The sequence below is a fragment of the Streptomyces sp. NPDC102437 genome (assembly GCF_044765565.1).
Classification (GTDB): domain Bacteria; phylum Actinomycetota; class Actinomycetes; order Streptomycetales; family Streptomycetaceae; genus Streptomyces.
This window is the reverse complement of the sequence record NZ_JBIWKI010000086.1, coordinates 1-12,049: the sequence shown is the minus strand read 5'-3', so window position 1 is coordinate 12,049 and position 12,049 is coordinate 1. Positions and strand designations below refer to the sequence as shown.

Genomic DNA, 12,049 nt, shown 5'->3' with positions numbered 1-12,049 from the left:
GAGTGTTGTTCCGAGGTGTGCTCTCCCGATCTCCTCGGGGGCGGTACCGTGGCGGGCTTCGCCCGCCGGACTCCGGTCCACTCCGTGGCCCTGAGTGAAGGTCAGCGCTCCGCGCTGACCTCTGAGCATCCACTCCGTGGCTGCTCAGAGCCCGCTACGCGGGCAGCTGGCTAGGTGGAGGGGTGGCCTCGGTCGGGACGGAATGTGACGGAATGTGAGGATCGGGCAGGACACTCGGAACTCTCCCCCACCATGCCCATCCAGACAGTGCGTCAAAACCTGACCCCAGATGAGATTGGGAATCAGCACGCACCACCTAGCCGCCTCACGCCCCCTCAAGAACCGTGCGTCAAAACATATCCCAGATGGATTCCGGAATCAGCACACACCACCACTCGCGCCTGGCTCTGCGTCGGAAACCCATCCGGGATGAATTCTGAATTCATCCCGGATGGCTGCTCGCTATACATCGCACAATGCACTGCGCCTGACGGGGCATCAAAATCTCGATGGAAGTAATCCAGTTATCCCATGGCGTCAGTGACACTAGTGCGGTATCTTATTCATGTCAGGGGATAGCGGCCCCAGACACCACGAAAAACACCAACAAGAAAGGAACCAGGAAATGGGAACCGAGATTCAGGTCGAAACGCGAGACCCGAAGTCGTTCGTTTCACCGGAGGTCTGGGCAAAGGAAATCGCCCTCCTCATGCGTGACTACCCCTTTGACATCGTCATGGCTGAGCGCATCTTCGGGCAGGCGGTCGCCTACCTGATCACCGCGATGGAGATGCGTGGGCGTGGCCTCGGCATGGGTCCGGGTCAGCTGGTGGATCACGGCGTTCACGTCTTCATCCTGGACACGAAGAACTACCGCGAGTTCTGCGCGGAGTACATGAACGGCGGCTTCCTCGACCACATCCCGGAGGTGGAGCGCAAGGGTGACGGCTCCGTCTTCAACACGGCCAAGATCATCGAGGCGAACGGCTTCAAGGTCGACTGGCCGCTGTGGGAGAAGGATGCGATGGAGTGCACGCCGTGCCGCCCCGGGGAGGACGGCCACTAAGCCGTAATCCGTCAGCACCGCAGTGAATGAACGCCCCCGGGCCGTCACCAAGAGTGGCGGCCCGGGGGTCGGTGTGTCCGGGGTGGGCGCTCCGCGCCCCTGCGCCGCATAACCCCCTGGCGCGGAGCGGCAGGCAAGGGGAATGGCAGCGCGGAGCGAGGTTGCCGGGGGCGCGGAGCGCACCCGGTGACCGGACTGCCATTCCCCGCAGCGCGTGAGGGCGCGGAGCGCCCGTCCAGGGCCGCGGAGCGGCCCTGGCACGCGGGGGGCCGGTGGGGCGGAGCGCAGCGGAGCCCCACCCGGCGGCGCAGGGGCGCGGAGCGCCCCACCCCGGACACACCGACCCCCGGAAAACCCAAGTCTGTGCTGCGCCCCATGCCTCGCCCCGTGCTGCGCCCCGTCCGTCCCCTCCCGCGCTCCCTGTCGCACTCGGATCTAGGCACGGCGTGCGGGTCAAGATCGCACTACGAACGGTGGGCTCTGCGCCCCTTGTTGCTGCCCAATGGCGATGCCCCGGACTTCGCGCCACTGGTGGGATGGCGTCCGGGGCATCGCAACTGACGTGGTGGCCGGTCCGCCGGCGTGCGGCGGAGGGTTAGCGGCCCACAGCCAACCACCACTGGCGTACGGTCCCACGCGGCAACACCGTGCCTTGGCCGTACACCGGTCTGATCTTAGCTTCGAGGATTCTCAGCGGGTCAGGGCGTAGCAGGCGTGATGGATGTCGAGTTCGGTTTCCTTGACGGCGGTCCAGCCGTCGCAAAGTTCTTCGATCTCTTCCGCTGAGATTCCGGTTCTTCTTCTTTCTGGGGGCAGGTTATCTGACAGGGGCGTCATTACGTAGAACACCCCGCCGGTCGGGAGATGCGTTTTGACGTTATTCAGGAATTGCGTTTTGTTTTGAATGAAGGCGTAGCTGAGGCGGCAGGAAATCAGGTCGTAGGTTGGAATTCCTGTCCATTGGCCTCCTTCCGCGTTCCAGCATTGGAAAGAGATGTCGGTGGTGTTTTGGCTCCGGGAGGTGGCCCGGGAGACGGCGGCTTCTGCGTAGTCGACTCCGAGTACCGAATAGCCGCGCTCTCGTAGGAATCTGGCGAACCCTCCGGTCCCGCATCCGATGTCGAGTGCCGTCAGGCCGATTCCCCGTCCGACGTTCTGGTCGAACGTCGTTTCTTCTTCGCACAGAACGGGTCGGAAGTCCCGGCCGGCGGCATAGTGGGCTTCCCACCTATCCGGGGCCGCGAGCGTGTGCATGGCTACGCCGCCTCCTCTGCGTGCTCGGCGACCGCTGCGCGCGCAGCGCGGCGGACCGCCGGCGGGTAGCCCAGCCGGTCCGCGGCCTGGTCGACGGAGAGCCTGGGGTCTGTCTTCATGAGCGCGGCGATCCGTTCACTGCGGAGCTGGGCCAGCACGCGTTGGGCCGTGGCGGGCGCGACCCCGACCGTTTCGCGGACGCCAGCGATCGTGACCGCCGGGTCGGCGTCGAGGAGGGCGGCCACCCGGGCTCGGAGCTCGCCGCGGGGCACCGCGTTGCTGCTGCCCTTCGGCCGGCCGGACGCACCTGCCTTCCCGGGACGGTCCTCACGGAAGGCCTGCACGATGCTGCGCGGCCAGTGCTCCACGCCATGGATGTCGACCGAGTGCGGCACGATGCGCGGGTCCGTCGCGTACCCGTCCCAGGTCCGGGGCGTCACGTCCAGTTCGGCGGCGGCCTCCTGGCGGTCCAAGAGCATGGCGGGGTCGTCAGCGGACGGCAGAACCGGCACGGGCTCACCAGCGAGGTGGGCGGCGGTCTGGCCGCCGTCCCACAACAGGGTGCGTGCGCCAGCAGAGCTGATGGGCTTCGGGAAACCGGCCGCAGCGTACGGCTTCTTGTTCCGGAACGTGCCCATGGCCATGCCCATGTCCCGAGCGAGCAACTCCCGGGTACGCGCCAGATGCTTCCGGCTTGGATGGATCACCGCTGATTGCTCCTTCGATGCTGGTTGGCTGACCCCGCTGGCGCATCCAGACGCCCGAGGTATGGGGAGAGGGCCGCAGCAAGAGGCACGCCGAACGCATGGCGCTCCGCTCACAGCGACCACTAAAAAGATACTGCACTCTCATCAAAATGGGAGCCTCCTCGAAGCGAAGCCAGTGCGGGGTACGGAGGAGACGGGCGTCGGCCAGGCGGACGGGTGGACGGGCCGCGCCGTCAGAACATCAAGCCTCTTCCTCCGGCTATCGCGGAGAAAGAGGTGTCGGCGAAGAGAATAGGCTTGCCCAGGTGGTCTGACCTGGGAAAACCTTCAAGATCACGAAAGGGGGGTTCACACCTCCGGTAGTACCTCCGGTGCAACTCTCGGTCCACCTGTCCAGGCAACTGTTCAGGCAACTGCCGGTACAACTCTCTGCCGTGTCCGCCGGGCAGGCCTTCCCGGTTCCCCTGGCTCTCGTGGCCCGCTGGGCGGCACTGAAAGAACGACGCGGCCTGGAACGTCCTTGCCCCCTGCCCGACGATGCCGACGGGCAGGGGCGCTGTCCCTCCCCGGCCGCGTCCCTGCGGGCCGTCCGCCCCCGCCCGGTCCGCAGGCCGAGCAAGCCGGTCCGGGGCTCGGCAAGCCGCCCTCCGTCCGCCCTGCGGGGGATGCGGCAACGGCTGCCGGGCCCGGGCGCGCCGACGGGCGGCCGGCCCGCGGGGGCAGCTCACCGATCCAGGAGATTGCCGGCCGTCAGGGTGCTCCTCATTTCTCGGTAACGGTCTGGCGCCCCGGCACGGGGCCGGGGCGCCAGGACGTCAGTCAGTGTGTCGGCCGCGCGTGAATCGGGATGTGGACTTCCCCGCCACCACAGTCGAAATCGGACCACTGGTGTTCGGGGTCGAGCATCCATCCGTTGTCCGTCGCAGCGCGCGCAGCCTCTCGGATCGCCTCGGTCCTGCTGGCGTAGTCCCCGAGAGCCACGGACGCGAGCGGCAATTCGAAGTTCGAGGTGGAGGTTTCCACCGAGGCACCCCATCCCCCGCACTCGGTGATCAGGAGGTGCGTCGCCACCAACCCGGCGCTGGCGGCGAGTTCGAGGTAGCGGGCCTGATCGGTCTGCATCACGAGTCCTTCGTACTCCGGGAAGTACTCGCGAAGGTCTCGGTGTGCCTCCTGGTCGCCTTCCTGTGCCTTCCGTAGTACGGCGACGGCGTCCGCGATTCGCTCGGGGGAAAGGGCGTAGTTGGGCTGGGTGGCTTCAGCCATCGGTGTTCTCCTTGGTCAGCTGGTCGACGGCATCTTCGATGGCGCCGCTCTCGTGGGCGTTCTCGGCGTCGGCGAGGCGCTGGAGCATGGCGCGGACGGTGACGTCATGGTCGAGCTTGGCGGCGTCCAGTAGCGGCTGGCTGAGCATCTGGTATCCGTCCGAGATGCCCTTGTGGTACCGGCAGAAGTCGTCCTCGGCCTCGCAGCACGCGCCGCAGAACTCCACGTCGGTCTCGTACGGCAGGACCTCCACCCGGTGCTCGGGGCCGGACGAGGCGATGGTGAGCGCGGCCTCGGGGCGGGTGACGCAGAGCTCCCGAGCCGACCAGTCCTCGGGCAGCGCCCGCAGCCGAAGGGCGATCGCGGCCGCTACGGCGGGCTGGTGCTCGACGAGCCTGCGCCACAGGTCGCCCGCGACCTCGAAGGGGTCCTGGGTCACCGTCCGGCCTCCGTTCCTGCCGTGATGAGCAGGCCGTTCGTACGGCGGGTGGAGCCGCAGATCGCGACAACGACGGGGAGACCGAGCTCCCGCTTCGCGGAGCCGAGCCTCCGCTCAAGGGTGGGTAACTGCTGGCGAGACATGGGTGACTTCCTTCCGGTGGGTGGGTTCGTGTTCGCGGTCCGGCCTACCCGGTTACTGCGACGCGCCGACGGGCGCAGGGTGTGCCGGTGTGGTGCCGCCGAGCGCACCACACTGGGGCGGGTTACTCAGTGGGGTTGGTCAGAACTGGTGATGCGTCCGGGTGGGGAACCGGTTCGTGCAGGGGGGCAGCGGAGACATCCCAGCACCAGGCGCCACCCGGCGGCCGCGCGGACGTAGGTGAGGTCAGTCATCCCTCAGCCGGTGCGCTCGGGCTGTACCGGCGGGGGCACCGCAGCACTCCGCGCCGCCTGGGGACGTGGCCGGGGACGGGGAGGTTAAGGCGGACCCGGCAGACCGGGCGGCCACGGCCGCAGACCATGCACTGCAGGTCGGTGGCGAAGTCGTTGTTCGTGTCGCACTCGGCGCACTTCCAGACCGGCCGCGTCGGGGCCGTTGGACGCGTCATGTCCGTTCCCTTCCGGTGAGTTGATCGGAGCCAGGCTGCGGTGTGATCAGGCCGGGACGGGGGCCGGGGTATCGAGTCCGGTACCGAGCAGCAGTCCGCGGACCATTCGCTCGTCGTGCATGAGCTGACCGGCGATCAGGCAGCGGGCGCGCAGACGGATTGCCTCGGCGGCCTCGGGGGGCGGCGTCGGCGACGGCCTGCTCGGTGGCGGTGACGGCGAGCCGGTCGGCGGTGGTCAGGCCGGCCTCGCGCCGGGAGTACTGCACCCGGCAGGGGCCCACCAGTCCAGGGCGTGGGTCTTGGTGATCCGCTGGGTCCAGGCGTCGTAGGTACGGCGGGTGCGCTCGGGGTCGGCGGCCCATTCCCCGGCCCACTGCCGGATGAGGGTGGGCAGCTCGGCGAGGGTGGCGAGGACCTGTGCGCCGCGGTGTCCGAAGGCGTGCCGCGGCTCGGCCTCCTCGATCACCCGCAGCCGGTGGCAGAGCACCCAGTACGAGTACCCGCCCCAGGTGCCGGTCTGCCCGAGCGGCTCGACGACCCACAGTCGCGCCGGCCACTCGACGCGTTTGAGGATCTCACCGGGCCGGGTGTAGGTCCGGAAGTAACTGAAAGGGCTCTCGTCGTATCAGGGCCTGCCGGGGGTGGGGTGGTCGACGGTTTCGCCGATGTGATCGGCGATGTTGACGGTCGGGATGAGGTCGGCCGCCTTGTTGGGGTACTCGTTGGCGTGGCCGGCGGTGGGCGGGACGGTGCCGTCGGGCCGGGTCGCGAGGTAGTACACCGCACCCGCCGGACCGCCCGACCTCTCGTGCTAGTCCGGCAAGCCTCCCAGCCAGTGGACTCCAGGCCGAGACCATCCTGCCGGTCGGCAGGCTCGGTCCTACTCCGCGGGATGGGACTTGGGTGCCCGCCAGCTGCCCCCGACAGAGCTAGTGGAACCCTCCAAGGCCGGCTAGACATCGTTGTGCCGGTCAAGATCACCGCGTTCATCGGCACGGCCGCAGACTTACAGGACGGGGTGGCCGAGACGGCCGCCGCGTCCTTGTCCGTGACGACACCTGGGGCACCACACCGTGAGCGAATGCGTCATTGCGCCCAAGAGCCGGGGCTTCCTGTTCCTCGACTCCCATCCTGGCGGCTGTCGACAGCTGGTGGACGAGATGTGGCAGGCCGTCCCTGCCCCGGTCACTGCCAAGGGCGAAGGGCCGGTAGCCCTGGTCATCGGCTCCTCCGCCGGGTATGGCCTGGCCGCTACGATCGCAGGCCTGGCCCATGTCGGTATCCGTGGCATCGGCGTGTGCTTCGAGAAGGCGCCCGCGCGGCGCACCGGCACGGCCGGCTGGTATCGCACCGCCGCCACCGCCCGGCTCGCCCAACAGCACGGGCGGGACATGGTCTTCCTCAATGGCGATGCGTTCAGCGACACGGTGAAGGAGCAGGTTGCCGACCTCCTTGCCGAGCGGTTCGGGGGACGACTCGACTTCTTGATCTACTCAGTGGCCGCGCCTCGCCGCACCGACCCGGACACCGGCACTATGTACGCCTCGGCCCTCAAGCCGATCGGCTCGCCGTACACCACCAAGACCCTCGTCTTCGACGAGCACGGTGCCCCGGAGGTGAAAGAGGTCACCACCGCGCCGGCCGAGGGCGACGACATCGAGCAGACCGTGGCGGTGATGGGCGGCACCGACTGGGAACGGTGGATCACGTTCCTGGCCGACCGGTCCTTGCTCGCCGACGGCTTCGCCACCGCCGCCCTGTCCTACATCGGCTCGCCCCTCACCGCGGCGATCTACCGGCAGGGCACCATCGGCGCCGCGAAGTCCCATCTGGAAGCCACCGCGCGCACCTTGGACGAGCGCCTCGGCAAGACCGTGGGTGGCCGGGCCGTGACCTCGGTCAACGCCGCTGCCGTCACGCAGTCCTCCACCGCCATCCCCGGCATCGCCCTGTACGTCGGGCTGCTGCGCGGCGTCCTCGGCGACGCCATGGTGGCCCCGATCGGCCAACTGGTGGAGCTGTGGGACCAGCTGACCGGCGCCCGCCCCCTCGACCTCGACGACGAGGGCCGGGTTCGCCTCGACACTTGGGAACTCGACCCCGTGGTGCAGAACGCCGTCGCCGAACGCTGGAGCAGCGCCACCAGCGACACCATCACCGAACTCGCCGACCTCGACTGGTTCAGCGACGAAGTCCGCCGCCTCTACGGCTTCTCTGTCCCCGGCGTCGACTACACCGCCGCCGTCGAAACCGACGTCCCCTGGCCCGCTCTCACCATCTGACCCGCGTCACGTACGCCCGCGATCGTGTCGTAAATCGCGTCGCCAACCGCGGCTACCTGCCTAGCCCGTGTGCCGCAACCTCAACTCAACACGCAGAACTTGACAGAGAAGGAGTCCGAGACCATCGCCCTGAATTGATCGAGCTCCAGGACCTGCGTGGACGGCCAGGTGCTCGCCCAGGTGCTCGCCCAGGTGCTCGCCCAGGTGCTCGCCCAGGTGCTCTTGCCGCTCCCCGCCGCGCCGATCAGGACGATCAGGGCCGGGTCGGGGATGGTCGTGTCGAGCGGCTGCATGGTGCCTTCGAAGGTGGTCTTCACGGGCGTTCTCCTTGCGGGTGGAGGGTGGAGGTGGCCAGGTGCAGGCGCATCCCGGCGGAGTCGAGGGTGAAGGCCGCGGCCTCCTCGATCGCGCAGGAGGCGGACTCGGAGTCCTCGCCGTCCAGCGGGGTGAGCGCGGCGACCCGGGAGGCCATCGTCAGCAGCTGGTTGAGCGAGCCGAGGACGCCGCCCTTGGGGTCGGCCTCGTCGAACAGCTCGCGCAGCGTCTCGGCGAGGAACTCGGCGTCGATCGGACCGCCCAGTTCGTCCTCGATCTGCTGAACGGCGAGCTTCACGATCCCGGCCGAAGCGCGGACGCGCTCCAGCCGGGTACGGGCGGCGGGGGTCACCGGCGGTCGCCCTTGCGCAGCGTGATCCAGGCGGTGACCAGGGCGGCGGCCACGCCGATCGCGCGGTGCGCCGCCTGGTCCAACTCCATCAGCGCGGTCCCGGGACCGGAGACCTCCTGGACGGCCTTGGGGTACTCGGTGCCCTCGCCGCCGGCCTTGCGGACCACGGTGGCGTGCTTGATGTAGCCGGACTTGCCGGCCTTCTCCGCGAGCCAGAGCAGCGGTTCGCGCCTGTCCAGGATTCCGTGGGTGATCGCGTTGATCGCGGCGCCGGTGAGCAGGGCGCTGGCGGGGACGCGGTACCCGACGGTGCGGGTGACGGCGAGGGTGGAAGCGAGCTGCACGGCCGAGTAGGAGGCGACGTGTCGGCTCACCGAGCGGCGGCCGTAGGCGCTGGCGGTGCAGGTGCGGCCTTCCTTGCCGTGCCGCCAGGGGTTCTCTTCCACCGGGGAGCCGTCGTTCTTGTAGACCAGGTGGGAGCCATGCATCCCCTTGGTCATCGCGTCGCGTTCCCGCTGCACGAACTGGTCCCCGAAGCTGTGGACTCCGTCGAAGACGGCGGTCAGGGCGGCAGCCAGGGCGAGGCCCTCGATGGCGCGGAGGCGATCGGTCATGCTGGGTGTGCTCCTCATCTCGGTGTTCGGGGTGGGGTGTGCGGGGCGGCCGGCCTCTTGCCGATGCTGCGGTCGCCCCGTGTGCCGCTGTCCCAGGCCGGAGTCCGGCCGGGGACAGCGGTGTTCAGAAGGGCGGCTCGTCCCATCCCGGGACGGGCAGGAGCCGGATGCGGATCTCTCGCCGGTCGGACCAGCAGCCGCACGCCTCCATCTCGGGAAAGGCACCGCCGGTCCACCAGCCGCCCTCGCCGCGGCAGGGCGGGCAGTCCGGCCGGGGCTGGGCGGTGATCTCGATGCGGTGCCGGTCCGCGTAGAGCTTGAGGTGGCTGGCCCTGAGCACGACGGCGGCCGTCGCCACGGTGAGCGGGACGGCGGCGGCGAGCAGCAGGGCAGCGCGCAGGTGGCGGGCGCTCACGTCAACGGGCCGCGGCGGCCGCGAGGATGTCGGCGTGGTCGAACGCGAGGTCGGGGAGCGCGTTCAAGGGCCACCAGCGGGCGGCGGTGGCGTCGTCCCCGGCCGTCGGCGGCACGGGCGCAGGCAGGGTGGCCGTGTAGGCGACGCTGATGTACCGGCCGCGCGGGTCACGGCCGGGGTCGTCGAAGGCACCGACCTGTCGCAGGCCGGCGAGGGGGACGGCGATGCCGGCCTCTTCCTCCAGCTCGCGCGCGGCGGCGGCCAGGCTGGTCTCTCCGCCTTCGACGTGACCTCCCGGCGAAGCAGGCGGGTTCGCTGATTTCTGGCCGGGGGTGTCGCACGAACCCACGCGTGAGTGGTTCAGCGACAACTATGAGTATGGCGGGTTCGCGGTCGAACAGACTCTGGATGGCCGTGGTGCTTCAAGGGGACGTAGCGGGAGTCACATAAGTTGGCTGCCATGATCAACAACAGTCAGTTGCGATGTCAGTCTGGAGCTGCTCATGGATGCGACCGAATCAGGGCATTCTGCGCGAGTGTCCGCGTATGCGGACGTGGGTGCACGGCTGTCCCTGATCAGTGACCGGCGGCTTGAAAATGCGGTGGCTGCTGCGGCGAGTCTCGGTTCTGGCATCGGCGGCAGGTCGGCGGAGATGCAGGTGGCGGGGAGGCGCGTCTTCGTCAAGCGGGTCCCGTTGACCGACATGGAGTTGCAGCCAGAGCACGTGCGGTCGACGGCTAACCTGTTCGATCTTCCCCTTTTCTATCAGTACGGGGTGGGGTCGGCGGGGTTCGGTGCCTGGCGAGAGTTGGCAGCGCACATCCTGGCAACAGGCTGGGTGCTGACAGACCAGTACGCGGGGTTCCCGCTGCTGTATCACTGGCGGGTCTTGCCGGACAGTCCTCCCACCGGCTTCGCCGACGAGTTCGGGGGCCTTGAAGGGGCCGTGGTGCATTGGGATGGGTCGCCGGCGGTCCGCCGCAGGCTGGAAGCCATCGGGCGGTCATCCTTCAGCCTGGTGCTCTTCCTGGAGCATGTGCCCCAGACACTGGGCGGGTGGCTCGGCGCGGCACGGAACGTGGCCTGGCAGGAGCGAGGAGGCCAGTCGCCCTACCTATGGGTAGAGGACGAGCTGCACCGGGGAACGGACTTCATGAGCGCGCGGGGGCTGGTCCACTTCGACGCGCACTTCTCCAACCTGCTGACCGATGGCCGGCAGGTGTACTTCACTGACTTCGGGCTGGCCCTGAGCCGGGACTTCGAACTCTCGGCGGAGGAGGACGCCTTCCTGGCCGATCACCTCGTGTACGACCGTTGTTACGCACCGGGCCACCTGCTTCGCCATCACCTTCCCGACAGCGTGCGTGGTGGCGCCGACCACGGGACCTTCCTGCGCGAATGGGTTGCAGGCCACCGACCCTCTGCCGTTCCGAACGACGTCGGCGCGATCATCGGCCGGCACGCGCGGCACGCGATCGTCTTGGACGACTTCCACCACCGCCTGGTCACACAAAGCAAGCGCACCCCCTTCCCCGCAGCCGAGGTTCAGCGAGCGCTGGGCGGCGATCATCGTTGAGAAGGTGAGGACCTGCCTCACCACTGTTCTGGCCTGGGCGTATTCGGCTTCTCCTCGCGTCCGGCCAGAGTCTGGAAGAGCAGTTCTGCCCCGCAGCCGTCAAGCTCCGTACAGCTTCCGCCGGGCCTTCTTCCGTCAGCGAGGGACGGGGCCGCCGCGGTGAGGATGAGCCGCGTGGATGTACTTCATGGCAGTGGTGACGGAGATTCCGAAGACACGGACGAGGTGGACCGGGTCCTCAGTCTCGCGGGCTTCGTCCAGGATTCTGTCTGCGCGAACAGCACGCATAGTCACACCGGTGGGTGTGAAGCGCTTGTAGATGTAGTCCGTGCAGACGGGGTCGGTGGTACTGGCTGTCTGCTGGGTGATGAGGAGGTAGGGGTTGGCGGTACGTGGCCAACGGCGGTGTCGGTGGCGGAGCCATGCGTGCAGTAGAGCGTTTGTGGTGTCGTCGAGGTGGACGACGTGACGGCCGTGGGGGCGGCGGATCAGAAGTTGCCGGCGGGCGAGCAGAACGTCGGAGAGGGTGAGGTCGCGCAGGTCCGGGCCGTTGGTTGCGTGGAGGGCAGTCAGCGCGAGGACCAGGCGGTTGGCGGGATTGGTGCTCGCGTCCAGGAGCCCGGCGAGCCGATCGGGGGCCAGGGTGGCGGGCAGCAGTTCGCGGCGGGTGACGTGCAGGCCGCGGGTGGGATCGGCGAAGACGAGCTTGGCGTGCTTCAGCGCGCGGAAGAGCGACCGGAGGGCCACCGCACGCTCGTGGGCGCGCGGGCCTTTGACCGCGGTGACGGCGGTGGTGACGTCGGTCTTGGTCACTTGACGCAGGCTGGTGTAGAGGCTGGTCCAGTCAGCCAGTGGTGTGGCCAGGTAGCTGAGGTAGCGGCGTATGGTGCCGTAGTCGGTGGCGAGGTGGTGGGAGCGGGTGGCTCCGCGCAGGACCCTGACCCAGGTACCGAGTTCGTCGCTGATTCGGGGTGGAAAGGCGGCGATGGTGCGCTGGACGGAGGCCTCGTTGCGGTTGCGGCGTGGGGGCGAGGCCTGGAGCTGTTCGCGTTGGTTCAGAAGCCGTTGTCTTTCCGGCTGTGATAGCTGGGTTTCCGCTGGTCAGGCGTGAAGGAGCTTCTTCCGCAGTAGAGATGACACGTCGTGTCTTCT

General features: G+C 68.5%; 16 protein-coding genes. 3 read left to right on the top strand and 13 right to left on the bottom strand.

The window, feature by feature from the left end:
• Positions 1-625: 625 nt before the first annotated feature.
• On the top strand, positions 626-1,066 hold the full coding sequence (locus tag ACIRJP_RS40740) for a glycine-rich domain-containing protein (protein WP_404186024.1): 441 nt from the start codon (positions 626-628) through the stop codon (positions 1,064-1,066).
• Positions 1,067-1,756: 690 nt separating this feature from the next.
• On the opposite strand, the gene ACIRJP_RS40735 is transcribed toward ACIRJP_RS40740, so the two are convergent.
• The 7 genes from ACIRJP_RS40735 to ACIRJP_RS40705 form a co-directional block, all read right to left on the bottom strand.
• Complete coding sequence (locus ACIRJP_RS40735; RefSeq protein WP_404186022.1) at positions 1,757-2,320, bottom strand: class I SAM-dependent methyltransferase; 564 nt, start codon at positions 2,318-2,320, stop codon at positions 1,757-1,759.
• A gap of 2 nt (positions 2,321-2,322) precedes the next feature.
• Positions 2,323-3,027, bottom strand: coding sequence for a hypothetical protein (locus ACIRJP_RS40730; RefSeq protein WP_404186020.1), 705 nt, complete (start codon positions 3,025-3,027; stop codon positions 2,323-2,325).
• 819 nt (positions 3,028-3,846) lie between these two features.
• On the bottom strand, positions 3,847-4,293 hold the full coding sequence (locus tag ACIRJP_RS40725) for a hypothetical protein (RefSeq protein WP_404186018.1): 447 nt from the start codon (positions 4,291-4,293) through the stop codon (positions 3,847-3,849).
• On the bottom strand, positions 4,286-4,732 hold the full coding sequence (locus tag ACIRJP_RS40720) for a hypothetical protein (RefSeq protein ID WP_404186016.1): 447 nt from the start codon (positions 4,730-4,732) through the stop codon (positions 4,286-4,288). Before ACIRJP_RS40720 ends, ACIRJP_RS40725 begins: the two co-directional genes overlap by 8 nt.
• The gene (locus tag ACIRJP_RS40715; protein ID WP_404186014.1) at positions 4,729-4,875 is read right to left on the bottom strand and encodes a hypothetical protein; all 147 of its coding nucleotides are present in this window, start codon (positions 4,873-4,875) and stop codon (positions 4,729-4,731) included. The genes ACIRJP_RS40720 and ACIRJP_RS40715 overlap by 4 nt, the downstream gene beginning before the upstream one ends.
• A 702-nt stretch (positions 4,876-5,577) precedes the next feature.
• Positions 5,578-5,829, bottom strand: a complete 252-nt coding sequence (locus tag ACIRJP_RS40710) for a hypothetical protein (protein WP_404186012.1) — start codon at positions 5,827-5,829, stop codon at positions 5,578-5,580.
• 138 nt (positions 5,830-5,967) lie between these two features.
• Positions 5,968-6,123 (bottom strand): hypothetical protein, encoded by a 156-nt coding sequence (locus ACIRJP_RS40705; protein WP_404186010.1) that lies wholly within the window; start codon positions 6,121-6,123, stop codon positions 5,968-5,970.
• A 292-nt stretch (positions 6,124-6,415) separates the two neighbouring features.
• On the opposite strand from ACIRJP_RS40705, the gene fabV reads away from it, so the two are divergent.
• Positions 6,416-7,624, top strand: a complete 1,209-nt coding sequence (fabV, locus tag ACIRJP_RS40700; protein WP_404186008.1) for an enoyl-[acyl-carrier-protein] reductase FabV — start codon at positions 6,416-6,418, stop codon at positions 7,622-7,624.
• An 80-nt stretch (positions 7,625-7,704) separates the two neighbouring features.
• On the opposite strand, the gene ACIRJP_RS40695 is transcribed toward fabV, so the two are convergent.
• The 5 genes from ACIRJP_RS40695 to ACIRJP_RS40675 form a co-directional block, all read right to left on the bottom strand.
• Positions 7,705-7,941: a hypothetical protein gene (locus ACIRJP_RS40695; RefSeq protein WP_404186006.1), complete on the bottom strand. Its 237-nt coding sequence runs from the start codon at positions 7,939-7,941 to the stop codon at positions 7,705-7,707.
• Positions 7,938-8,291 (bottom strand): hypothetical protein, encoded by a 354-nt coding sequence (locus ACIRJP_RS40690; RefSeq protein WP_404186004.1) that lies wholly within the window; start codon positions 8,289-8,291, stop codon positions 7,938-7,940. Before ACIRJP_RS40690 ends, ACIRJP_RS40695 begins: the two co-directional genes overlap by 4 nt.
• Positions 8,288-8,905 carry a hypothetical protein gene (locus ACIRJP_RS40685; RefSeq protein WP_404186002.1) on the bottom strand — a complete coding sequence of 206 codons (618 nt, stop codon included), beginning with the start codon at positions 8,903-8,905 and terminating at the stop codon, positions 8,288-8,290. The genes ACIRJP_RS40690 and ACIRJP_RS40685 overlap by 4 nt, the downstream gene beginning before the upstream one ends.
• A 124-nt stretch (positions 8,906-9,029) precedes the next feature.
• A complete protein-coding gene (locus ACIRJP_RS40680) occupies positions 9,030-9,320 on the bottom strand; it encodes a hypothetical protein (protein ID WP_404186000.1) in 291 nt (96 codons plus the stop codon).
• Between the two features lies 1 nt (position 9,321).
• Entirely contained in the window at positions 9,322-9,669 is a 348-nt protein-coding gene (locus ACIRJP_RS40675; RefSeq protein WP_404185998.1) for an NUDIX domain-containing protein, read from the bottom strand.
• Positions 9,670-9,823: 154 nt separating this feature from the next.
• Between ACIRJP_RS40675 and ACIRJP_RS40670 the strand changes: the two genes are divergently transcribed.
• A complete protein-coding gene (locus tag ACIRJP_RS40670; protein WP_404185996.1) occupies positions 9,824-10,897 on the top strand; it encodes a protein kinase family protein in 1,074 nt (357 codons plus the stop codon).
• A 135-nt stretch (positions 10,898-11,032) separates the two neighbouring features.
• Here ACIRJP_RS40670 and ACIRJP_RS40665 read toward each other — a convergent pair whose 3' ends face one another.
• On the bottom strand, positions 11,033-11,710 hold the full coding sequence (locus ACIRJP_RS40665) for a hypothetical protein (RefSeq protein ID WP_404185994.1): 678 nt from the start codon (positions 11,708-11,710) through the stop codon (positions 11,033-11,035).
• Between the last annotated feature and the right edge of the window lie 339 nt (positions 11,711-12,049).

What these genes read in the sequence shown, in the direction of transcription:
- ACIRJP_RS40685 (WP_404186002.1), bottom strand. Translation starts at nt 8,905, where the DNA reads ATGACCGATCGCCTCCGCGCCATCGAGGGCCTCGCCCTGGCTGCCGCC.
- ACIRJP_RS40670 (WP_404185996.1), top strand. Translation starts at nt 9,824, where the DNA reads ATGGATGCGACCGAATCAGGGCATTCTGCGCGAGTGTCCGCGTATGCG.
- ACIRJP_RS40715 (WP_404186014.1), bottom strand. Translation starts at nt 4,875, where the DNA reads ATGTCTCGCCAGCAGTTACCCACCCTTGAGCGGAGGCTCGGCTCCGCG.
- ACIRJP_RS40740 (WP_404186024.1), top strand. Translation starts at nt 626, where the DNA reads ATGGGAACCGAGATTCAGGTCGAAACGCGAGACCCGAAGTCGTTCGTT.
- ACIRJP_RS40735 (WP_404186022.1), bottom strand. Translation starts at nt 2,320, where the DNA reads ATGCACACGCTCGCGGCCCCGGATAGGTGGGAAGCCCACTATGCCGCC.
- ACIRJP_RS40725 (WP_404186018.1), bottom strand. Translation starts at nt 4,293, where the DNA reads ATGGCTGAAGCCACCCAGCCCAACTACGCCCTTTCCCCCGAGCGAATC.